Raw genomic sequence first — 21,440 nt, 5'->3', positions numbered from 1 at the left:
ACGCTATCGCACCGGGAAGCCGGGGAAATTGCCCCGGTCCTTGGCTTGACCGGTCAGCCGAACAGTTCGCCGAAGCGGCCCCGATACAGCGCGGAAAGCTCCGAGAGCGGCGCTTCGCTGGTGCCGAATTTCACGCTGTCGCCCGCGAAACGACCGACGCTCTGCAGCGTGACCCCCGCGCTGCCGGCAGCGGTCATCAGGGCCTCGGCCTCGTCGAAGTTGCAGGCGATGAGATAGCGGCCCTGGTCCTCGCCGAAGAGCTCGGCGGTGTCGGCGCTGTCGAGATGCACGCCGACGCCCGAGGCTTCGGCCATCTCGAAGGCGGCCATGGCAAGTCCGCCGTCACTGAGGTCGGTGCAGCACTTGATCCAGTCACGGTTGGCACGGATGAACTCGCCGTTGCGCTTCTCTTCCGCCAGGTCGACCGCGGGGGCGTCGCCTTCCTCGCGGTTGAAGACCTCGGCAAGCAATGCCGACTGGCCGAGATGGCTTCCGGTGGCGCCCACCAGAATGGCGACGTGGCCATCGCGGGCATAGCCGAGGATAGGCTCTTCGCCGGCGGCGATCAGGCCCACGGCGCCGATGGTCGGGGTTGGCAGGATGCCGACGCCGTCGGTCTCGTTGTAGAGCGAGACATTGCCCGAGACGATCGGCATGTCGAGTGCCGAGCAGGCGTCACCGATGCCGCGCAGGGCCTGCACGAACTGGCCCATGATCTCGGGCTTCTCGGGGTTGCCGAAGTTGAGGTTGTCGGTCGTCGCCAGCGGCAGCGCACCGACGGCGGTCAGGTTGCGGTAGGCTTCTGCCACCGCCTGTTTGCCGCCCTCGACGGGGTTGGCCTTGACGTAGCGCGGGGTCACGTCGCTCGTGAAGGCGAGCTTCTTGTCGGTGCCATGCACACGGATGACACCCGAGCCGAAGCCCGGAATGCGCATCGTGTCGGCCATGACCTGGCTGTCATACTGCTCGTAGACCCATTCGCGCGAGCAGTAGTTGGGGCTCGAGAGCAGCGCCTTGAGGCCATCCACCGGGTCGATCTGCGGCACGTCCTCGAGCGGGGTCGCGGGCGCGGGCTCGTCCCACGGGCGGTCGTATTCCGGCGCCGAGGACGACAGCCGCGACAGCGGCACGTCGGCCATGCATGCGCCGTTGTGCATGATGAGGAAGCGGTCCTCGGCGATGGTCTCGCCGACGATGGCGAAGTCGAGATCCCACTTGTCGAAGACCGCCTTGGCCTCGGCCTCCTTCGCGGGGTCGAGCACCATCAGCATCCGTTCCTGGCTCTCCGAGAGCATCATCTCGTAGGCGGTCATGTCCTTTTCGCGCTGCGGCACCTTCTCGAGGTCGAGCCGCACGCCCAGACCGCCCTTGTCGCCCATTTCCACGGCCGAGCAGGTCAGGCCGGCCGCGCCCATGTCCTGGATCGAGATCACCGCGCCGGTCTGCATCAGCTCCAGCGTGGCCTCCATCAGGCGCTTCTCGGTGAAGGGGTCGCCGACCTGAACGGTGGGGCGCTTCTCCTCGATGCTCTCGTCGAACTCGGCGCTGGCCATGGTGGCGCCGCCGACACCGTCACGGCCGGTCTTGGCGCCGAGGTAGACCACGGGGCGGCCGATGCCGCTGGCGGCCGAGTAGAAGATCTTGTCGCTGTCCGCGAGGCCCGCCGCGAAGGCGTTGACCAGGCAGTTGCCGTTGTAGGCGGGGTGGAAGCGGACCTCGCCGCCGACCGTGGGCACGCCGAAGCAGTTGCCGTAGCCGCCCACGCCCTCGACCACGCCGTGCACGAGCTGGCGGGTCTTGGCATGGTCCTTCTCACCAAACGACAGCGAGTTCATCGCCGCGATCGGGCGCGCGCCCATGGTGAAGACGTCGCGCAGGATGCCACCGACGCCGGTGGCCGCGCCCTGGTAGGGCTCGATGTAGGAGGGGTGGTTGTGGCTTTCCATCTTGAAGACCACCGCCTGACCATCGCCGATGTCGACCACGCCGGCGTTCTCGCCGGGGCCGCAGATCACCTGCGGGCCGGTGGTCGGCAGACCCTTGAGGTGGATCTTCGACGACTTGTAGGAGCAGTGCTCGTTCCACATCGCCGAGAAGATGCCGAGTTCGGTGAAGGTCGGCTCGCGGTTCAGGATCTGCAGGATCCGCGCGTATTCGTCCGGATTGATGCCGTGGGCCTCGATCAGCTCTTCGGTGATGGCGGGTTCCTGCATTCTCATTCCCCTCTGGCAAACTTGGCCGCTCTTTACGGCAAGGGCGGCGCAGGGGGAAGAGGCCGTGGGGCTCTCTCAGGGTCGGATCGCATGGAAAAGATTGATCCGGGCAGGGATGTGACACCCCCGCGCGTCTTCCCATTGCGCGAAACGGCGCTCGACGGCCGCGAGGATGGCCTGTGCGTCCTCGTCCGAGCCCTCCTTGGCGCGAAGCTGTGCCGCGACGGGGCCGACGTGGCGGGCAAGCGCCGCCGCCTCGGCCGCGCCGCCGGGCATGGTGAGCGTGGTGTCGATTTCCCGTGACCCTATTTCTGTTGCGCCGGCGCGGGCCAGCAGGTCGGCCACGCGGGCGCGGTCCGCGAATGCGGTCGGGCCGGGGGCGTGCGGGTCTCCGGGCTCGGACGGGCCAAGCCGCGCCGCCGCTTCCTCTGAGGCGACGTGGAACCACGCGTTGTGTTCGGCGGCCGCCCATGCAGCGAACACCAGCCGGCCCCCGGGGCGCAGATGCGTCAGGATGTTGGCGAAGCCCTCAACCGGGTCGGCAAAGAACATCAGCCCCATCCGCGAGACACAAAGATCGAACGGTGCGCCCTCATGGGCCCAGATCTGCGCATCCGCGAGTGCGAAGTCCGGCGCGCAGGTGTCGAGTTCGGCGGCCCGGTCGCGTCCGACCTCGAGAAGCGGTTCCGAGATATCGAGCCCGAGCACATGACCCGACGGGCCGACACGCTGCGCCGCCGCGATCGCGATCGCGCCGGCGCCGCAGCCGATGTCGACCACTCGCTCGCCGGGTTGCGGGGCAGCGGCATCAAGGATGATGTCCGTGAGCCGCGCGTGCAGCACGTCGAGTTCCCGGTGAAGCCTGACCCAGTGGCGGCCGGGACCCTCGCTCCAGAAGCGTTGCTGAGCGTCGTTCGGGCCGGGTCCTGTTTGCGCTGACATCGTTCCTCCGTTCCGCCTCAGACTACCCAGGAATCCGGATGCGTTACGACCAAAAAAAAGGCCGAGCACAAAGCTCGGCCGAAGTCCAACAGGGAGGTATGAAGATGATGCGCACTCGGGCGCTTCAAGCTTCATGTGCCGAATATGTTATCAGTTCTGAGTCGATCAAGGGATAACGTGCCGCAGAGGCAGCATTCCCGGCATGCGTGTGGCGCATGGCTCACACTTTTAGCGCGAACTCAGTCTGCTCCCATCGCCCTAAGTTGGCGTCGATGCGCGAAGATTTCCTCTTGCACGAAGTCGCGGAAGGCGGCGACGCGCTTGGAATGACGCAGTTCCTCGGGGTACGCGAGGAACACCGGCACCTCGTTGCTTTCGATCTCGGGGAGAACCCGCACGACCGAGGGGAAATCCTCGATGATGTAGTCGGGCAGCACGCCGATACCGAGGTTCGCGACCACCGCCTGCAGCACGCCGAAGTAGTTGTTCACCGTGAGCGCTGTCTGGATGTCGTAGGTCAGAAGCTCCTGCACCAGCAGCTTGCCCGCCGCGACCTGCGACGAGGCCGGATTCTGACAGATCAGCCGGTGGGTCGACAGCTCGTCGAGCGATCCGGGCATGCCGCGCTCTGCGATATACTGCGGCGCGGCATACATGCGCATCCGGATCGACATGAGCCGCTTGCGGATGAGGTCCGCCTGGCTCGGCTCCTTCATGCGGATGGCCACGTCGGCCTCGCGCATGGGCAGGTCGAGCACCCGTTCCTCGAGCATCAGGTCGACGCGCAGGTCGGGATACTTCTCGTAGAGCTTGGTGAGGCGCGGGGCGAGCCACAGCACGCCGAAGCCGTGCGTGGTGGTCACCTTGAGTTCGCCGAACACTTCTTCCTCGCTGTCGCGGATGCGCGCGGTGGCGGCGTCGATCCGCTTCACCATGGCGGCGGTCGCGTCGAACAGCAGTTCGCCCTGCTCGGTGAGAATCAGCCCTCGCGCGTGGCGGTGGAAGAGTGTGGTGTTCAGCGATTCCTCAAGCGCGCGTATCTGCCGGGACACCGCCGACTGCGACAGATGCAGTGCATCCCCCGCATGCGTGAGGCTGCCGGCGTCCGCGACGGCGTGAAAGATCCTTAGCTTGTCCCAGTCCATAACGTTACCAATTCGGAATTTCGGGCCATGTATACGACACAATGCCTAATAAGGAACCTATCCTTTCGTGACAGCCTGATTTCCCGAAAAAATTCCTATCAAGGTCAACATATTTGACCTAATATCGAGCTATATTGCCCAAGTGATGAGCGTTGGGAGGCGCACATGACCAAGCAGGAAATCACGCTCGAAGACCGCTTCAACCTGGACCGCAGCCCGGTCCTGCTGAACGGAACCCAGGCCCTCGTGCGCCTGATGCTGATACAGAAGGCCCGCGACCGAGCGGCGGGGCTCAATACCGCCGGATACGTGACGGGCTACCGAGGCTCTCCGCTCGGTGCCGTCGACATGCAGATGACCCGCGCCGCGAAACACCTCGCGGCGAGCGACGTGCTCTTCAAGGAAGGCCTGAACGAGGATCTCGCCGCCACGGCGCTCTGGGGCAGCCAACAGGCCGAGCTGCGCGGCGAAGGCAAGTTCGACGGGGTTTTCGGCCTCTGGTACGGCAAGGGGCCGGGCGTCGACCGCTCCGGCGACGTCATGCGCCACGCCAACATGGCCGGCACCTCGAAGCACGGCGGCGTGCTCATGGCAATGGGCGACGATCACACCGGCGAAAGCTCGACCGTGCTGCACCAGTCCGAATGGGCGCTGGTCGATGCCTACATGCCGGTTGTCTCGCCTGCGGGCGTGCAGGAGATCCTCGACTACGGCGTCTACGGCTACGCGCTGTCGCGTTTTGCCGGCGTCTGGGTCGGTCTCAAGACCATGAAGGATACGGTCGAGGCGACGGCGGTCGTCGACGGGCGTCCCGATCGCATGTCGCTGGTGATGCCCGATTTCGACATGCCGCCGGGCGGGCTCAACATCCGGCTCGGTGACACGCCGCACGAGCAGGAGCGGCGGATCATCGACTTCAAGCGCTTCGCCGCCGAGGAATTCTCGCACGCCAACCGCATCGACCGGCGCGTCTGGGGCAAGCCCGGTGCGAAGATCGGCTTCGTCTCGGTCGGCAAGAACTGGCTCGATCTCGTGCACGCGATGTCGCTGCTGGGCATCGACGAGGCCGAGGCCGAACGGCTGGGCATCACCACCTACAAGGTGGGACAGGTCTTCCCGCTCGACATGAAGGGGTTTCACGACTGGGCCGAGGGGCTCGACCTGATCGTCGTGGTCGAGGAAAAGCGCAAGCTGATCGAAGTGCAGGTCAAGGAGGCGATCTTCGACGACCGCCGCGGCCGCCGCGTCTGGGGCTGGCACAAGGGCGGCGGCGCCGGCACGATGCACGGCCCCGAACTGTTCCCGACGCAGGGCGCGCTCGACCCGGTGATGATCGCCGAGCGTCTGGGCGCCATCCTGCTGGAAGAAGGCCGCACCACAGATCGCCTCAAGGCCGCGATGCAAAGCCTTGATGAGGCGCGTAAATCCGATAACGCCGAAGACATCGCCGCGCGGCTTCCGTATTTCTGCGCCGGCTGTCCACACAACAGCTCGACCAAGCTGCCCGAGGGCAGCCGTGCCTACGCGGGCATCGGCTGTCATTACATGGTGCAGTGGATGGACCGCGAGACCTCGGGCTTCACCCACATGGGCGGCGAAGGCGCCAACTGGATCGGCGAGGCACCGTTCTCGACCCGCAAGCACGTATTCCAGAACCTCGGGGATGGCACCTACAACCACTCCGGCGTGCAGGCGATCCGCGCGGCGCTGGCAGCGGGCACCAACATCACCTTCAAGATCCTCTACAACGACGCCGTCGCCATGACCGGCGGACAGGCCAACGAAGGCGGCCTTACGGCCGACCGCATCGCGCATGAACTGGTGGCGATGGGCGTGCAGAATGTCGCCGTGGTCTACGACGAGAAGGAAGAGGTGGACCTGAAGGGCTTCCCGCAAGGCGTTGAAACCCATGAACGTTCCGAGCTCGAAGACGTGCAGTCGCGTTATGCGACGCTCGAGGGCGTTTCGGCCATCGTCTACATCCAGACCTGCGCCGCCGAGAAGCGACGCCGGCGCAAGCGCGGCACCTTCCCGGACCCTGACAAGCGCGTCTTCATCAACACCGACGTCTGCGAGGGCTGCGGCGATTGCGGCGTGCAGTCCAATTGCGTTGCCATCGTGCCGGAAGAGACCGAGCTTGGCCGCAAGCGGGCCATCGACCAGTCGAGCTGCAACAAGGATTTCTCCTGTCTCAAGGGGTTCTGCCCATCCTTCGTGACCCTCGAGGGCGCGAAGCTGCGCAAGTCCGCCACGACCGAGCTGAAGCTGCCCGACATGCCGTTGCCGACGCTGCCGCAGATCGACGGCACGCATAACCTGGTGATCACCGGCGTCGGCGGAACCGGCGTGGTGACCATCGGCGCGGTGCTCGCGCAGGCGGCGCAGATCGCCGGGCTTGGCGCGGGCATGATGGAGATGGCGGGGCTCGCCCAGAAGGGCGGCGCCGTGCACATCCACCTGCGAGTTGCCAACCGCCCCGAGGACATCTCGGCGGTGCGCGTGGCCATCGGCGAGGCCGACGCGCTCATCGGCGGCGACCTCGTGGTCAGTGCCGGGGCCAAGACGCTGGGGCTCACCCGGTCCGGGCGCACGGGCGCTGTGGTCAACAGTCACGAGATCATCACCGGCGACTTCACCCGTGACACGGAATTTGCATTGCCTGCCGACAGGTTGCGGCTCGCTCTTGAGGCGCGGATGCAGGATCGTGTCCAGCTCTTCGACGCGACCGAGCTGGCGCGCGCGACGCTTGGGGACTCGATCTTCTCGAACATGATGATCCTAGGCGCGGCCTGGCAACAGGGGCTGGTTCCGGTGCCGCATGACGCCATCGCCAAGGCGGTCGAGCTGAACGGCGCGGCGGTCGAAAAGAACCTGCGGGCCTTCGAGATCGGACGCTGGGCGATGCTGCACCCGGAAGAGGCCGAACGTATCGTGACCCCCAACGTGGTCGAGAAGCCGAAGACGCCCGAGCAGAAGATCGCCTTCCGCGAGGAGCATCTGACCGCCTACCAGAACAAGCGGCTGGCGCGTCGCTATCGCCGGATGCTCGACCGGATCGAGGACCCTAGCCTGCGCGAGGCGGTCGCCGAGGGCTACCACAAGCTCCTGTCCTACAAGGACGAATACGAGGTCGCCCGGCTGCATCTCGAGACCCGCAGGAAGGCCTCGGAAACCTTCGAGGAAGGCTTCCGGATGAACTTCCACCTCTCGCCCCCGGTGATGTCGAAGGAGGGCCCGGACGGGCGCCCGGTGAAGAAGCAGTATGGGGAGGGCATGCTGCGCGCCTTCGGGATCCTCGCGAAGCTGAAGGGGCTGCGCGGCACGCCGCTCGACCCGTTCGGCCGCACCACCGAGCGGCGGATGGAGCGGGCGCTGATCGCGCAGTACGAGCGCGACATGGACGAGATCCTGCCGCTGCTGACGCCCGAAACCACCGAGGCCGCCATCGCGCTGGCGCGGCTTCCCCTGACAATCCGGGGCTTCGGTCCGGTGAAGGAGGCAAACGAGCGCGAGGCCTCGAAACGCCGCGAGGAACTGCTCTCGGTCATCCGGCAGGGCGGTGCTCCGCTGACGCAGGCGGCCGAGTAGGCTGCGCCGACGGTCGCAATGGATTTCCGCGGCAAAGCCCCGTAAGAGCGGAAGAAAGCGGCGCGCGACTCGCGCGCCGCGCGCGACAAGGCGGGAGGCAGGCCGATGGCAGTGGGTGTGTTCGATTCGGGGCTGGGCGGGCTCACGGTGCTCGACGCGGTGAGCAAGCGGCTGCCGGACGTTCCCTTCGTCTATTTCGCCGACAGCGCCCATGCGCCCTACGGCGTGCGCGATGCCGACGACATCTACGAGCTGACCACCGCTGCGGTCGAACGCCTCTGGGACGCCGGCTGCGATCTCGTGATCCTGGCCTGCAACACCGCGAGCGCCGCGGCCCTCCGGCGGATGCAGGAAAACTGGATTCCGCCGGGCAAGCGGGTGCTGGGTGTCTTCGTGCCGCTGATCGAGGCGCTGACCGAACGGCAGTGGGGCGACAACTCGCCGCCGCGCGAGGTGGGCGTGCAGCACGTCGCGCTCTTCGCCACGCCCGCCACGGTGAGCAGCCGCGCGTTCCAGCGCGAGCTGGCATTCCGCGCCATCGGCGTCGATGTCGAGGCGCAGGCCTGCGGCGGGCTCGTGGATGCCATCGAGGAGGGCGACATGATCCTCGCCGAGGCGCTGGTGCGCAGCCATGTCGACGCGCTGAAGCGCAAGATGCCGAAGCCCGACGCGGCGATCCTCGGCTGCACCCATTACCCGCTTCTGCAGGAGGTCTTCCAGGACGCGCTCGGCGCCGATGTATCGGTCTATTCGCAGGCCAACCTCGTGGCCGAGTCGCTGGCCGACTACCTCAAGCGCCATCCCCACATGCTCGGGCCCGGGACGGAGGCGCGGTTCCTCACCACGGGCAACCCGGCCAAGGTGTCGGGCCATGCGACCCGGTTCCTGCGCCGCCAGATCACCTTCGAGCCGGCGTGACGCGGCGTTGTGACCGCGTCAGTGCGCCGCAATTTGATCTCGCTCACTTACATGCACCCCGCCGAATGCCATATGGTATAGTCTGGCACCCGCACACACAGGCGGCGAAGTCACGTCAGGAGGAGAAGCCATGTCGCTCAAGTCGCTGAAGAAGAAGCGCCGTATCCAGGTCGTCGCGCTCGCCGCCGTGGCGCTCGTGATCTCCACGGGGCTCGTCGGATACGCGATGCGCGACGGGATCAACTTCTTCCGCTCGCCAAGCCAGGTCATGCAGGAGCCGCCCGCGCCGAACGAGACCTTCCGCATCGGCGGGCTGGTCGAGGGGGGCTCCCTCGTGCGCGGACAGGGGCACGAGATCCGCTTCAACGTGACCGACGGCGGCGCCACCGTGCCCGTGGTCTTCGCCGGCGTGCTGCCCGATCTTTTCGCCGAGAACCAGGGCATGGTCGGCACCGGCAAGTATGTCGACGGCACCTTCGTCGCCTCCGAGATCCTTGCCAAGCACGACGAGACCTACATGCCGAAAGAGGTCATCGACGCGCTGAAGGAACAGGGTGTCTACGAGGATCCGAACAGCTGAGGCTCCGCACCTTCGCTGCACCGGCGGGTTTCCAGGTGGCCGACCCGCGCCGCGATATCTTGGTTGGAAATAAAAAAGCGGGCCGAGCGGCCCGCTTTTCGTGTCTTTGAAGCGGCGTCGCCTCAGGCGTTCGCTTCGCGGATCTTCTCCGCTGCTTCCTTGTTGAACTCGACACCGTTGGTGTCGAAGAGCTGGTCGAGCTCGCCCGACAGGGTCATCTCGGTGATGATGTCGCAACCGCCGACGAACTCGCCCTTCACGTAGAGCTGCGGGATGGTCGGCCAGTCGGAGTAATCCTTGATCCCCTGGCGGATGGCATCGTCGCTGAGCACGTTCACGTCGGTGAACTCGACGCCCATGTAGTTGAGAACGCCCGCCACGCGGCTCGAGAAACCGCACTGGGGCATGGTCTTGGTGCCCTTCATGAAGAGCACCACGTCGTTGCTTTTCACCGTTTCGTCGATCTGCGTCTTCGCGTCGGTCATGTCTGTCTCCTATGTGCGCGGATGCCCCGCGCTCGCCGATGCCGCCCGAGGGGCGGTCCGTGGTCCGTGGGTCCGGTCAGTCCGGGGCCTTGGTGGTCAGCGCCAGCGCGTGAAGCGCGCCGTTGCTGCCGGCCATCTTTTCCTTGAGCGCCGCGTAGACCGCGCGCTGCTGCTGGACGCGGTTCTTGCCACGGAAGCTCTCGTCGATCACCTCGGCGGCGTAGTGGTTGCCGTCGCCCGCGAGGTCGGTGATGTTGATCTTGGCATCGGGAAAGGCGGCCCGGATGAGCTGCTCGATCTCCGTCGCTTCAATGGCCATTGCGCGTGGTCTCCACTGGTTTGCTGTTCGCCACAGATGTAAGCCGCGTGCCGCCATGGTGCAAGCAGCGCGGCGGCCGCGAAACGGTCAGAGCGCGAGGTCGACCCAGACCGGCACGTGGTCCGAGGGCTTTTCGCGACCACGGATGTCGCGATCGATCTGCACGTCGGTCATCAGGTCGGCGGCCTGCGGGCTGAGCAGGAAATGGTCGATGCGGATGCCGTTGTTCCGCTGCCACGCACCGGCCTGGTAGTCCCAGAAGGAATAATGCCCGGGACCGGGATGGCGCGCCCGGAACGCCTCTGTGAAGCCGAGGTTCACGATCCGCCGGAAGGCAGCCCGCGTCTCGGGCAGGAACAGCGCGTCCTCGGTCCAGGCCTCCGGTTTCGCGGCGTCCTCGGCCTGCGGGATGACGTTGTAGTCGCCCGCCATGAGCGCCGGCATCTCCTCGGCCAGCAGGGCGCGGGCCCGCTCTTCCATCCGGGCCATCCAGGCGAGCTTGTAGTCGTACTTCGGGCCCGGTGCCGGGTTGCCGTTTGGCAGGTAGAGCCCGCAGAGCCGCAGCGCGTGATGCTCGCCGACGACGGTGGCCTCTATCCAGCGGGCCTGCTCGTCGCTGTCGTCGCCCGGCAGGCCGCGCGTGACGTCCTCGAGCGGCAGCTTCGACAGGATGCCGACGCCGTTGAAGCTTTTCTGACCGTGCGTTTCGACCTGGTAGCCGAGGTCTTCGAGGGCCTCTCGGGGGAAGGCCTCATCCACCGACTTGATTTCCTGCAGGAGAACCACGTCGGGCTGGGCCTCTTCGAGCCAGTCCGTCAGCGCGGAGATCCGCGCCTTGATGCCGTTGATGTTGAAGGTCGCGATCTTCATTTGGGCCCTCCGTCAAGCTGGCCCCGCTATCGCTCAGGCGCCGCCGGGGGGCAAGGGCGCGCTCTGGATTCGCCGGCGATTCGGGCTGTCTATCGGAGGTCTGGCCGGTGATCAATGGGCGCAGAAAAACTATCCACAGAAATTTTTATTCTGTGAATTATTCAGTTTAGGCTCGGAGTTTCAGTTTCTTGTCAGTCTCTCTGCGTGTGGGTAACTCGTGTATAACTCAACCTTAGCAAGAAACTATATTGTCAGAAACAGCCGCAAGAGGAAACCCTGTTGGTGCCGAAAGGGCAGGATCAAACAGTAAAGGGGTTCCCGATGACCGCTCAATTCAAGCAGCTGATTTCTGAAGATTTCGTTGATACTCGCGGCGCCGATCTGTTCGGCGGAGATGGCTGCGAGATGTTCACCTCCGGTGCCGCACCGACCAGCTCGGCCGATACGCTGATGGGCGATGGCATGGCGCTCTTCACCTCGGGTGCCGCGCCGCGTCGGACCGAAACCGCACTCGGCGAGGCCGTGGGCCTGTTCACCTCGGGTGCCGCACCGACCACCAGCGAAGCTATGCGCGGCGACGCGGTCGAGCTGTTCACCTCCGGCGCCGCACCGTCCCGCTCGGACGTGACCGCAGGCGAGGCCACGGGCGCCTTCACCTCGGGTGCCGCACCGACCACCAGCGAAGCGATGCGCGGCGACGCGGTCGAGCTGTTCACCTCCGGCGCCGCACCGTCCCGCTCGGACGTGACCGCAGGCGAGGCCACGGGCGCCTTCACCTCGGGTGCCGCACCGACCACCAGCGAAGCGATGCGCGGCGACGCGGTCGAGCTGTTCACCTCCGGCGCCGCGCCGACCCGCTCGGACGTGACCGCAGGCGAGGCCACGGGCGCCTTCACCTCGGGTGCCGCGCCGACCAGCAGCGAAGCGATGCGCGGCGACGCGGTCGAGCTCTTCACCTCCGGCGCCGCGCCGACCCGCTCGGACGTGACAGCAGGCGAGGCCACGGGTGCCTTCACCTCGGGTGCCGCACCGCAGGCGACCCGTGCCGCAGCCGGCGAGGCTACCGGCCTTTTCACCTCCGGCGCGTGATCGCCGCCGGATGACATTGCAGCGGGCGTCTTGGGGATGAGACGCCCGCGCGCGAAAGGACAGGAGAGGCCAGAATGACCAACGTTATCGCGCTCAGCCCGAAGACCCGCATCGCCACGCCCGAAACCGGCGCGGCCGCTCTGCTCAGCTGCTTCGCGACCTGCAGGCGCCGCGAGGATGACGTGTTCTGGCTCAAGGAGAACGCCGAGCTTCTCAACATCCTCGAGTGCACGGGGGCCGATGTGCCCGGCACGGCGCTCGACGTCCTGGATGGTTTCTACGACACTGTCGAGGACCGCATGGCCTTCTTCCCGCAGTATTACCGCTTCCTGCTGTCGATGACGCTGGATCTCGAGGACCTCGGGATGCCCGGCGACACCGGCGCGCGGCTGGCGCAACAGGTGGCGCGGCAGGGCCTCGCGGAACAGGAGCTCTCGGATCTGCAGCGAATGGAGGCAATCCGGCTGCTTGCGCGCCGTGGCGCGGCGGGTCCGGCAGAGCCCGACCTCGTCGAGCGGCTGCGCCGGTTCTGCGCGCGGTCGGCGACCTTCGCGCTGCCGAACAAGAAAGCCGCCTACGAACTGACACATATCGTCTTCTACCTCAGCGAATACGGGCGGCGCGACCCCGGACTTGACCGGGATGCCATCACCAGCCTGCATTTCGCCGGCAACCTCGCATTTCTTGAGCAGAACTCGGACCTGCTGGCCGAGATCTGCATCGCCCTCCATCACGCGGGCGAAACCGCCCCGGCGCTCTGGACCGGCTGGCTCGAGCGCGAGACACATCTCTTCGAGGTCGAGGGGGGCGACGATGTGGCGATCGCCGACGACTACCACGATTTCCTCGTCTGCAACTGGCACGCGGCCACCATCGGCAACGCGCCGTTCCGCAAGCCGCTGGTGGCCTCGCGGATGCGCTTCTCGCGCGCCGACCGGCAGGTGGCCCCGCTGCGCGAACTCTCCGAGGCGCTGTTCGCCGAGGGCAGCGAACGCCGTCCCGACTGGGAGGCAACCCGCGCCCGGCTGGGCGCACGGCTCTCGCCGCTAACCCGCGATATCGTCGATGCGCTGGCCGACCAGTCCGCCCATTTCGATGCGTTCTTCCAGGGCTTCGCCCGGGCAGGTCGGCCATGAACACACGAAGGGCCGCACTGACGGGCGCCGCGCTCGTCGCGCTCTATACCGGCGCCATCGCGGCGGCGGACGGGATCACCAAGCTGATCGCCGGAGGCTACGCGGCGCCGCAGCTCTTCGCGCTGTCCTCGGGGCTTGTCATCGCGCTGTCGCTGCTCGCGGCGCGGGGGCAGGGCGCGGGGCTTTCGACGCGGTCTCCCGGCACCATGGCGGTGCGGGCGGTGCTGACGGTCTGTGCCGCCATCGGTTTCTTCCAGGCGTTCCGGCTGCTGCCCTTCGCGGATGTCTTCGTCTTCATCGCGCTCATGCCGCTGATCGCGGCGGCGCTGTCGGGACCGGTGCTGGGCGAGCGCGTGCGGCCAGCGACCTGGACCGCGCTACTGCTCGGTGCGGGCGGCGTGCTTTGCCTGATGCCGGCGGGGCGGCTGTCGCTCGACGCGGGCCATCTCTGGGCGCTCTTTGCCGCGCTGACGGGGACCGGCTCGATGGTGGCCGCGCGTCGCATCGCGCGGATCGAGCGGGTCCCGCTCGCGCAGGTGTTCTGGCCGAACCTCGCGGTCATGCTCGTGATGGCCGCGGCGCTGCCGTTCGTCTGGACGCCGATGCCGCTTGCCGATCTTGGCTGGGTCGCGGGGTATGCCGTCTTTCTGTTTGCCGCGCGCTGGCTCTCGGTCGAGGCGCTGCGGCTGCTGCCGGCCTACGTCGCAACCCCGCTGATGAACCTGCAGTTCGTCTGGATGGTCGCGATCGGCTGGTGGGGCTTCGGCGAGCTTCCGACCGCGGGCACCCTCGTGGGCGTGATGCTCGTGGTGGGCTCTGGCATGTGGCTGATCTTCGACGAGGCGCTGCCGGGACGCCGCATGGCGCGGGCCTGATACCCTACGGGCGGGCTCTCAGGCGGCGTGGCTCTTGAGCACGTCCATCGGCACGATCTCGAGCGCACGGACGTGGGTCGCATCCAGCGCCACGTCGGGCGCGCAGCCCTCGTCATGCGCCTGCAGAAAGCGCGCGGCACAGAGGCACCAGCGATCGCCGGGCTTCAGGCCCGGAAAGCGGAACTCTGGGCGCGGCGTCGACAGGTCGTTGCCGACATAGGCCGAGTAGGCGAGGAACTCGGCGGTCATGATCGCGCAGACCGTATGACTGCCGGCATCTTCGGCGCAGGTGTTGCAATGACCGTCCCGGAAAAAGCCGGTGACCGGGTCGGCGGAACAGCCGACAAGCGGCTCTCCGAGAACGTTGACTGCGGGGTCCTTGCGGATCATGGCGCATCTCCTTGGGCGGTGAGCCTGACAAACCCTCGGCGCGCTGTCCAGTGGGCCGGGCTCAGCGGAACCGGTCGGCGAGTTTCTGCAGCGGCGAGCGCTGGTCGTCCTCGGGTTTGGTCTCGGCCTCGGGCGCTTTCGCCGCGGGCTTCGGCACATCGGCCTTTGTCTCCGGCTTCGTGGTCTTCGACGACCGCGCAGGGGCCACGCGGAGCGCGACGGCGTTCTGGAAGCCGTTGGTGTCGCCGCGCATAAGCGCGTCGGCACCGTCCGAGATCCCGCGCAACAGGTCGTCGAGCCAGTCCTCGTCGGCCTTGCCGAAGTCGTGCAGCACGTAGCCCGCGACCGCCTCCTTGCGACCGGGATGACCGATGCCCAGCCGGATGCGGCGGTAGGCCTCGCCGATGTGCTGGTGCATCGAGCGCAGGCCGTTGTGGCCGGCATGACCGCCGCCCATCTTCACCCGGCACTTGCCCGGCGCGAGGTCGAGTTCGTCGTGAAAGACGGTGACGTCGCCGGGCTCGAGCTTGAAGAAGCGCATCGCCTCGCCGACCGACTGACCCGAGAGGTTCATGTAGGTGCCGGGTTTCAGCAGCAGCACCTTGTCGCCGCCGAGCCGGCCCTCGCTCACTTCGCCCTGAAAGCGCGAGCGCCACGGGCCGAAGCCGTGGTCCTCGGCGATCCGGTCCACGGCCATGAAGCCGATGTTGTGCCGGTTCTTCGCATATTTGCCGCCGGGATTGCCCAGCCCCACGAGAATCTGCAAGGGTCGCCTCCGCATGTCGCCTTTCGCCCCTAGATAGGGCGGGACGACAAGAATTCACAACCCGCCGCAGGAGAGATGCGATGTATCTGACCATGAACCGCTTCAAGGTCGTGCCCGAACGCGCCGCAGAGTTCGAAGAAATGTGGGCTGCCCGCGACAGTCACCTGAAATCGGTGCCGGGCTTCAAGAGCTTCGCGCTGATGAAGGGGCCGGTGCACGAAGACCACGTTCTATATGCCTCGCACACCGTGTGGGCCGACGAGGCGAGCTTTCGCGACTGGACGAAATCCGAGGCCTTCCGCGCCGCCCACAAGGGCGCGAAAAGCTCCGAGGGCATGTATCTCGGGCCGCCCGAGCTCGAGATCTTCGACGCGGTGCAGGTGCTCGACTGAGCGGGCTCAGACCTTTCCGGTCGCCGACAGCATGATCGCCACCGGGCGGGTCGCGTCGATCTCGGCCATGACGATGATGAGGCTCGCGGTCAGCGGCACCGCGAGCACCGCGCCGGGCAGGCCCCAGAGCGCGCTCCAGAACGCCAGCGCGAAGAGCACCACGAAGGGGCTGAGGTTGAATGCCCGGCTCATCATCCGCGGCTCGAGGTAGCCCGCGACGAAAAGCTGCGCCACGGTCAGCGCCGAGGCGACGGCGGCCGCCAGCGGGAACGAGCCGAACTGCGCGAGGCTCAGCAGGATCGGGAACAGCACCCCGATCATCGAGCCGATGTAGGGGATGTAGTTCAGCAGTCCGATCAGGATGGCCCAGAACAGCGCGAAGTCGATCCCGAAGAGCAGCAGGATGCCGAAGGAGATCGTCCCCAGCACCACGTTCACCACGGTCTTGACCGACAGGTAATTGCCGACCCGCGCGTTGATGCGGGCGAGCAGGGCCAGCGTGCGGCTCTCGCGGCCCGGATCGCCGATGGCCAGCGCCAGCTTCTCGGCCATCCGCGCGCGCTCTGCCATGAAGAACGCGGCGTAGAGCACGACGAGAAACAGCGTGCCTCCGAAGCCGCGCACCGAGGCGAGGATCGGCCCGATGTAGGACTGGATCTGGAACTGGTCGATGGTCGCGGCCCGCACCGTGGCCCAGGTCGGTTCGTCCTCGAGATGCATGAGCAGCCCAAGCTGGGTTGCCAGCGCGTCGAGGTTTGAATCGTAGCGCGGCAGAACGGTCGCGACCTGGGTGAAGGTCTCGGCCACGTAGAGAACGAGCAGGACCAGAACAACCGTGAAGGCCGCGAGCACCATGAAACGGCGCAGCGTCGCGGGCAGCCGTCCGATCAACGGCATCGCGCCCAGCCGGTCGGTCACGTTCGACAGGATGTAGAGCGCGATCATCGCGATCAGCACCGGCAGCAGCACCGGTTTGCCGACGTGCAGAAGCCAGCCGAACATGATCATCAGCGCGACGAAATAGGCGAATTGGCGCAACGATAGCGTCACTTTCGCGCCACTCCGGTGATCTTGTCGTCTTCCTTAGGCGTCGGCGCCTGTCTCATGCCCTGTCCTCCATCTCGTCTGGCGGAATATGGCGGTTTCGGGCCCGAACGAAAAGGCCACGCGCCCCTGAGCAGGCGTGGTTTTTCAAAGCTTTCGCGGCAAAGCGCACTCCTTCGGCAGCGCGGTGGCAGAGCGGCGCGGCTAGTAGGTGGTGCCGTAGGCGGCACAGCGCGCGGCGGTGTCCATGTCCCGCAGCCAGGCCAGCTCGCCCTTCTTGTGGGCGAGGTAGACCTCGGCGAAACCCTCGGGGAACCAGCCGGTGACGGTCGCATTGGCGGCGAACCGCTCCAGCGCCTCGGCCAGCGTCTGCGGCAGCCGGGCGTAGCCGCGCGCCTCGAGTTCGGCCGGGGGCAGGGTCGAGAGGTCCTCCTCGGTGACGGAGGGGATCGGCAGCGCGTCCTCGATCCCTTGGCATCCGGCGTGAACGATGGCAGCCAGCGCGAGGTGCGGCGAGGCCGCCGCATCGCCCGCGCGGAATTCGAAATTGTATTGCTTCGCGATGCTCTCGGGGTCGGTCGCGGTTACCGGGCAGATCCTCAGTGAAGCCTCCCGGTCGCGGAAGCCGAGGTTGTTGTAGGCGGCGCTCCAGCGGTGCGGCGTGAGCCGGAGGTAGGAGACATCCGAGGGCGCGGTCAGCGCGAGGATGCTGTCGAGATACTTGAGCACCCCGGCGATGAAGCTGCCGGTCACCGGTGACATGCCCGCCGGGTGGTCGGGATCGTAGGTGGCCGGGGCGCCGGTCTCGTCGACAAAGCTCATGTGGATGTGCACGCCGTTGCCGACGTTTCGGGATCGAGGATCGGCGCAAAGGTCGCCTGTTCACCCACCCGCGCGGCGGTCATGCGGGTGATCTCGCGCAAGAGCGCCGCCTGGTCGGCGGGGGTGACGCCCCGGGTCGGGGTCACGGTGATCTCGTACTGGTCGGGGCCGTATTCCTTCATGAAGGTATCGGGCCCGAGCCCGGCCTGCGCGAGCGCCGCCATGAGCGCCTCGGCAAAGGCGCGCCGGCGGGTGAAGCCCTGCAAGGTGTAGGCTTGCCCGGGCGCGGTCATGGTCGGCCGGAACTGGAATTCGTGCTCGAAGGCCGCTATCAGCTCGAGCCCGGCGACCCGCTTCAGCCGGGCCAGCGCCTGCTTGAGGATCGAGCGGGTGCAGCAGGCCCAAGGCGCCCCGTCCAGATTGGTTATGTCCCCGATCGCCATCCGCTCGACCGGGCCGGCGTCGTCGAAATCGACCGTGGCCATGGTGTCGGCGTCGGGCACCAGCAGCAGGTCGCCGAGCGCGCCGAAGGGGCTTTCGGCGATGGCGTCGAAGCAGGTGATCTGCACGTTGGTGGGGGTCCAGCCGACGCCGCGCCCGCTGCGTTTCTCGACGTGCGACAGGGGAAAGGCCTTGCCGCGCATCTTGCCGGCGATGTCCGAGGTGGCGGCGAATACGAGGGGATCAGAAATCATGGGTCGCTGTCTCCGAAATCGAGGCGCATGGCATCCCATGCCTCGATGCGCGTCTTGGTGGTCGTCCAGTTGGTGTCTGCGATCCGCGTGCAGATCGCCTCGATCAGCGCGAAGGCGCCGGTGTAGGTGTCCCAGAGCGTGCCGTTCTCGATCGGCACCGCGAGCACTTCGCTCGCATGGGCCGAGCATGGCGAGAGCCAGCGGTCGGTCATCACCACAACCTGCACCCGCCGGTCGCGCACGGCGCGTTCGGTGAGCCGCTCGAGGCTTTTCTGGTAGCGACGGAAATCGGCGATGAAGAGCACGTCGCGCGGCTTCATGCGCAGCAGGTCGTCGGGCCAGCTTTCGGGGTCGGCGGGCAGGTGGTGCACCTTGTCGCGGGCCTGACGCAGGTGGCGGGACATGAAGCCGAGAACGGTGTCGCTCATCCGTCCGCCCAGCACGAAGACCGCGCGGCGGGGGTCGGCGAGCAGGGCGCAAATGCGCTCGAACTGAGCCTCGGGGATGGCTGTCGGCGCCTCCTGCATCACCTGCGCCGAGCGGGCGAGGAAACTCGCGAGATAGGCGCCCTCGACCGGCTGCGCCGTTCGCTGCAGATCGACGGGAGAGCGCTCGCCCTCCTTCAACTCGTCGATCAGGCTGCGCTGGAATTCGTGGAAACCCTGGAAGCCCAGCTTGGTCACGAAGCGCGAGATCGATGGCGCCGAAGTGCCGGTCTTCTGCGCGAGCTCCTGGATCGGCAGCAGCCCGGCAAACGGGTAGTCTAGGCGCAACGCCGTGCCGATCCGCCTGTCGGCAGCGGTCATTTCGTCGGCAATTCGATCAAGGCGCTCTTTGACCTGCATCGGACCTCTCCATTCGCGCTTGACGATCTCTTTTTGAAAATATCATGTCAAACGGGAAATAATGGATGCACATGAAAATGGATCGTCATGCGTCGACGCAGCATGAATAAAGGCAAACGGTGCACGGGAACGATGGTTGCGACAGGTCCCGCAACCGGCAGAACTCAAGGCGGCGGGCGCCATTTGTCTTGCGCGGCGGCAACACCATGAGTTCGGAGAACCTGCTTGGGCCGGAAGATCCGGCGCCGGTCGAACTGGTCAATCCCAAGGGCCGGGCACCGCTGCTGCTGGTCTGCGAACACGCGGGGCAGGCGGTGCCGGCGCGGCTCGGGCGGCTCGGCTTGACGCAGGCGGATCTCGACGACCACATCGGCTGGGACATCGGCGCCGCCGCACTCGCCCGGCGCCTTGCGCTCGCGCTCGACGCCCCGGCGGTGCTGCAGCGCTACAGCCGGCTGGTGATCGACTGCAACCGTCCGCCCGAGGCACCCGACGCGATGCCCGAGGTAAGCGACGCGCGCCCCGTGCCCGGCAACCACGCACTCTCCGAGGCCGCGCGGCGGGCGCGCATCGACGAGATATTCACGCCGTTCCAGGAGGCGGTTGCGCGACAGCTGGCACGGTCGGGGCTGCGGGCGACCTTCTCGATCCACAGCTACACGCCCCGGATGCGCGACGGGCAGCCGCGCGCATGGGACGCAGGCTTCCTCTTCCGCGAGGACCGCGCGACCTCCGAGCGGCTGGCGCGGGCGCTTCAGGCGCTTTCCGGCGATCTGACGATCGGGCTCAACCAGCCCTACGACGTCGACGCGGCCTCGGACTGGTTCGTGCCGCGTCATGCCGAGCCGAGCGGTCTGCCGCACAGTCTTGTCGAGATCCGCAACGACCACATCCGCGAGGCTTCGGGGCAGGCGCTCTGGACCACGCGGCTCGCCCACATCTTCCGCCCCTTTCTCATGGAGACTTCCGCATGAGCCTTACCCGCGACGTGCCGCTTGTTCCGGCGCAATCCGCCGTTCTCTTCATCGACGTTCAGAATTTCAGCGCGCGCCGCGAGGGGGCCGAGTTCGCCGGGCTCTCGGATGCCGCCTTTGCCGAGACCTACGGCAGCTTCCTCGAGCGGCTCGAGGCCGAGACCATTCCCAACATGCAGGCGGTTCAGCGCGCCTGTCGCGCGGCCGGGGTCGAGGTCATGTATACCACGATCGAGAGCCTGACGCTCGATGGCCGGGACCGCAGTCTTGATTACAAGATCACCGGCTTCAACGTGCCCAAGGGGTCGTGGGACGGCAAGGTCATCGACGAGATCGCCCCGGAGGGCGACGAGATCGTGCTGCCGAAAAGCTCGTCGTCGGTGTTCGTGTCGACGCATATCGACTACATCCTGCGCAATCTCGGCGTCCGTCAGCTGGTCCTTTGCGGACTGGTCACAGATCAATGCGTCGAAAGCGCGATCCGCGATGCCTGCGATCTCGGCTACCTCGTGACGCAGGTCACCGACGCCTGCCTGACCTACACGCAGGAGCGGCAGGACAGCTCTCTGCGCGCGATCCGGGGATACTGCCGCCAGATCACCACGGCAGAGCTGGTCGCGGAACTGGCGGATGCGGGTTGAGCGACTGGCCGGTGCTCGGGATGTGGATGCCGAAAGAAGTTAAGAAAAAATGAACAACGGCGGGAACCTCTTTTTGTCCCTCGCGTTATGCGTATTCGACGACTAGGGACAACGCGCTACGCGAACGGGCTTTCCACCTTTTGGACACGATCGACAAGACCTCCACCGGAACGAAAACCTCGTTCCGGCACATGCTTCGCCATGACTCCCGGCAGGCGCATGACGCCGCCGAAGAGAGCTTCCGGCCATTCCTCGAGTCGCCCGAGCGGCATCTCGGCTGGTTCCTGTCGACCCAGGGCGCAGCGCTCGGTGCGCTGCGCGAGGGATGCGGGCCGGCACCGGGTGTGCTGTCGGGCGCCGTGTTGTCCGATCTCCTGAAACGGCTTGCGGCAGACCTCGCCGCGATGCGCCGCGAGACCGCCTCGATCTCTCCGTCGCGTCCGCTCGATCCGCTTGCCGTCGACTATCTCGTGCTGGGATCGCGTCTTGGCAGCGAGACGATGCGGCGCAGTTTCTACGGGAACGGGCAGGCGACGCCCGCTTTCTTTCGCGCCGGTCCGCTGCCGCTGCTGTGGCGGCGCCATTGCGACATGCTCGACGCCGTCGAGCCCGGATCCGACCGTGGCACCCGCATCACCGACGATACACTCGCGGGCTTTGCCCTGTTCGAGCAGGCGGCGACCGCGCAGGCCAATCCATGAAAGACACATC

The 21,440-nt window shown here is 66.7% G+C and carries 20 protein-coding genes and 1 pseudogene; 10 read left to right on the top strand and 11 right to left on the bottom strand.

Translation table 11 applies throughout. From position 1 onward, the window contains the following. Positions 1-53 precede the first annotated feature (53 nt). The 3 genes from purL to D6860_RS12480 form a co-directional block, all read right to left on the bottom strand. Positions 54-2,213, bottom strand: coding sequence for a phosphoribosylformylglycinamidine synthase subunit PurL (gene purL / locus D6860_RS12490; RefSeq protein WP_076624826.1), 2,160 nt, complete (start codon positions 2,211-2,213; stop codon positions 54-56). A 75-nt stretch (positions 2,214-2,288) separates the two neighbouring features. Continuing rightward, positions 2,289-3,155, bottom strand: a complete 867-nt coding sequence (locus tag D6860_RS12485; RefSeq protein ID WP_076624825.1) for a class I SAM-dependent methyltransferase — start codon at positions 3,153-3,155, stop codon at positions 2,289-2,291. Between the two features lie 239 nt (positions 3,156-3,394). Beyond that, positions 3,395-4,300, bottom strand: coding sequence for a LysR family transcriptional regulator (locus D6860_RS12480; protein WP_076624824.1), 906 nt, complete (start codon positions 4,298-4,300; stop codon positions 3,395-3,397). Positions 4,301-4,465: 165 nt separating this feature from the next. Between D6860_RS12480 and D6860_RS12475 the strand changes: the two genes are divergently transcribed. The 3 genes from D6860_RS12475 to ccmE all read left to right on the top strand — a co-directional run bounded on the left by D6860_RS12475 (position 4,466) and on the right by ccmE (position 9,386). Beyond that, positions 4,466-7,888 (top strand): indolepyruvate ferredoxin oxidoreductase family protein, encoded by a 3,423-nt coding sequence (locus tag D6860_RS12475; protein ID WP_076624823.1) that lies wholly within the window; start codon positions 4,466-4,468, stop codon positions 7,886-7,888. A gap of 105 nt (positions 7,889-7,993) precedes the next feature. Then, on the top strand, positions 7,994-8,806 hold the full coding sequence (murI, locus tag D6860_RS12470) for a glutamate racemase (RefSeq protein ID WP_076624822.1): 813 nt from the start codon (positions 7,994-7,996) through the stop codon (positions 8,804-8,806). Between the two features lie 130 nt (positions 8,807-8,936). Continuing rightward, a complete protein-coding gene (gene ccmE, locus D6860_RS12465) occupies positions 8,937-9,386 on the top strand; it encodes a cytochrome c maturation protein CcmE (protein ID WP_017469198.1) in 450 nt (149 codons plus the stop codon). Between the two features lie 122 nt (positions 9,387-9,508). On the opposite strand, the gene grxD is transcribed toward ccmE, so the two are convergent. From grxD to xth, 3 genes are all read right to left on the bottom strand, one after another. After that, positions 9,509-9,871: a Grx4 family monothiol glutaredoxin gene (gene grxD, locus D6860_RS12460; RefSeq protein ID WP_076624821.1), complete on the bottom strand. Its 363-nt coding sequence runs from the start codon at positions 9,869-9,871 to the stop codon at positions 9,509-9,511. A gap of 76 nt (positions 9,872-9,947) precedes the next feature. Further along, positions 9,948-10,190 carry a BolA/IbaG family iron-sulfur metabolism protein gene (locus tag D6860_RS12455; RefSeq protein ID WP_076624820.1) on the bottom strand — a complete coding sequence of 81 codons (243 nt, stop codon included), beginning with the start codon at positions 10,188-10,190 and terminating at the stop codon, positions 9,948-9,950. A gap of 87 nt (positions 10,191-10,277) precedes the next feature. Then, on the bottom strand, positions 10,278-11,060 hold the full coding sequence (gene xth, locus D6860_RS12450; RefSeq protein WP_076624819.1) for an exodeoxyribonuclease III: 783 nt from the start codon (positions 11,058-11,060) through the stop codon (positions 10,278-10,280). Positions 11,061-11,381: 321 nt separating this feature from the next. On the opposite strand from xth, the gene D6860_RS12445 reads away from it, so the two are divergent. The 3 genes from D6860_RS12445 (at position 11,382) to D6860_RS12435 (ending at position 14,160) form a co-directional block, all read left to right on the top strand. Further along, positions 11,382-12,149, top strand: coding sequence for a DUF6749 family protein (locus D6860_RS12445; RefSeq protein WP_128549242.1), 768 nt, complete (start codon positions 11,382-11,384; stop codon positions 12,147-12,149). A gap of 74 nt (positions 12,150-12,223) precedes the next feature. Further along, positions 12,224-13,285, top strand: a complete 1,062-nt coding sequence (locus tag D6860_RS12440; protein ID WP_076624817.1) for a DUF6902 family protein — start codon at positions 12,224-12,226, stop codon at positions 13,283-13,285. After that, on the top strand, positions 13,282-14,160 hold the full coding sequence (locus D6860_RS12435; protein WP_076624816.1) for a DMT family transporter: 879 nt from the start codon (positions 13,282-13,284) through the stop codon (positions 14,158-14,160). Before D6860_RS12440 ends, D6860_RS12435 begins: the two co-directional genes overlap by 4 nt. Positions 14,161-14,178: 18 nt before the next feature. Here the strand turns inward: D6860_RS12435 and D6860_RS12430 are convergent, their stop codons facing one another. Together D6860_RS12430 and pth are read right to left on the bottom strand one after the other, a co-directional pair. Further along, positions 14,179-14,550, bottom strand: a complete 372-nt coding sequence (locus D6860_RS12430) for a DUF2237 family protein (protein WP_017469273.1) — start codon at positions 14,548-14,550, stop codon at positions 14,179-14,181. A 61-nt stretch (positions 14,551-14,611) separates the two neighbouring features. Next, positions 14,612-15,316: an aminoacyl-tRNA hydrolase gene (gene pth / locus D6860_RS12425; RefSeq protein ID WP_076624815.1), complete on the bottom strand. Its 705-nt coding sequence runs from the start codon at positions 15,314-15,316 to the stop codon at positions 14,612-14,614. Positions 15,317-15,396: 80 nt separating this feature from the next. Here pth and D6860_RS12420 point away from each other — a divergent pair, with 80 nt between their 5' ends. After that, the gene (locus D6860_RS12420) at positions 15,397-15,708 is read left to right on the top strand and encodes a heme-degrading protein HmuQ (protein ID WP_017468005.1); all 312 of its coding nucleotides are present in this window, start codon (positions 15,397-15,399) and stop codon (positions 15,706-15,708) included. 6 nt (positions 15,709-15,714) lie between these two features. On the opposite strand, the gene D6860_RS12415 is transcribed toward D6860_RS12420, so the two are convergent. The 3 genes and pseudogenes from D6860_RS12415 to D6860_RS12405 all read right to left on the bottom strand — a co-directional run bounded on the left by D6860_RS12415 (position 15,715) and on the right by D6860_RS12405 (position 19,114). Further along, entirely contained in the window at positions 15,715-16,758 is a 1,044-nt protein-coding gene (locus tag D6860_RS12415; RefSeq protein ID WP_076624814.1) for an AI-2E family transporter, read from the bottom strand. A gap of 198 nt (positions 16,759-16,956) precedes the next feature. Next, positions 16,957-18,218, bottom strand: a pseudogene (locus tag D6860_RS12410) (glutamine synthetase family protein). Positions 18,219-18,265: 47 nt separating this feature from the next. Next, positions 18,266-19,114: a MurR/RpiR family transcriptional regulator gene (locus tag D6860_RS12405; RefSeq protein ID WP_017469244.1), complete on the bottom strand. Its 849-nt coding sequence runs from the start codon at positions 19,112-19,114 to the stop codon at positions 18,266-18,268. A 206-nt stretch (positions 19,115-19,320) separates the two neighbouring features. On the opposite strand from D6860_RS12405, the gene D6860_RS12400 reads away from it, so the two are divergent. From D6860_RS12400 to D6860_RS12390, 3 genes are all read left to right on the top strand, one after another. Beyond that, on the top strand, positions 19,321-20,088 hold the full coding sequence (locus tag D6860_RS12400) for an N-formylglutamate amidohydrolase (protein WP_076625450.1): 768 nt from the start codon (positions 19,321-19,323) through the stop codon (positions 20,086-20,088). Beyond that, positions 20,085-20,729, top strand: coding sequence for a cysteine hydrolase family protein (locus tag D6860_RS12395; RefSeq protein ID WP_076624813.1), 645 nt, complete (start codon positions 20,085-20,087; stop codon positions 20,727-20,729). Before D6860_RS12400 ends, D6860_RS12395 begins: the two co-directional genes overlap by 4 nt. Positions 20,730-20,920: 191 nt before the next feature. Then, positions 20,921-21,430, top strand: a complete 510-nt coding sequence (locus tag D6860_RS12390) for a heme oxygenase-like domain-containing protein (RefSeq protein WP_076625449.1) — start codon at positions 20,921-20,923, stop codon at positions 21,428-21,430. Positions 21,431-21,440: the final 10 nt, after the last annotated feature.

This window comes from Salipiger sp. D13, from assembly GCF_003703915.1.
GTDB classification, from domain to species: Bacteria; Pseudomonadota; Alphaproteobacteria; order Rhodobacterales; family Rhodobacteraceae; genus Salipiger; species Salipiger profundus.
This window is presented reverse-complemented; position numbering and strand designations above follow the sequence as displayed.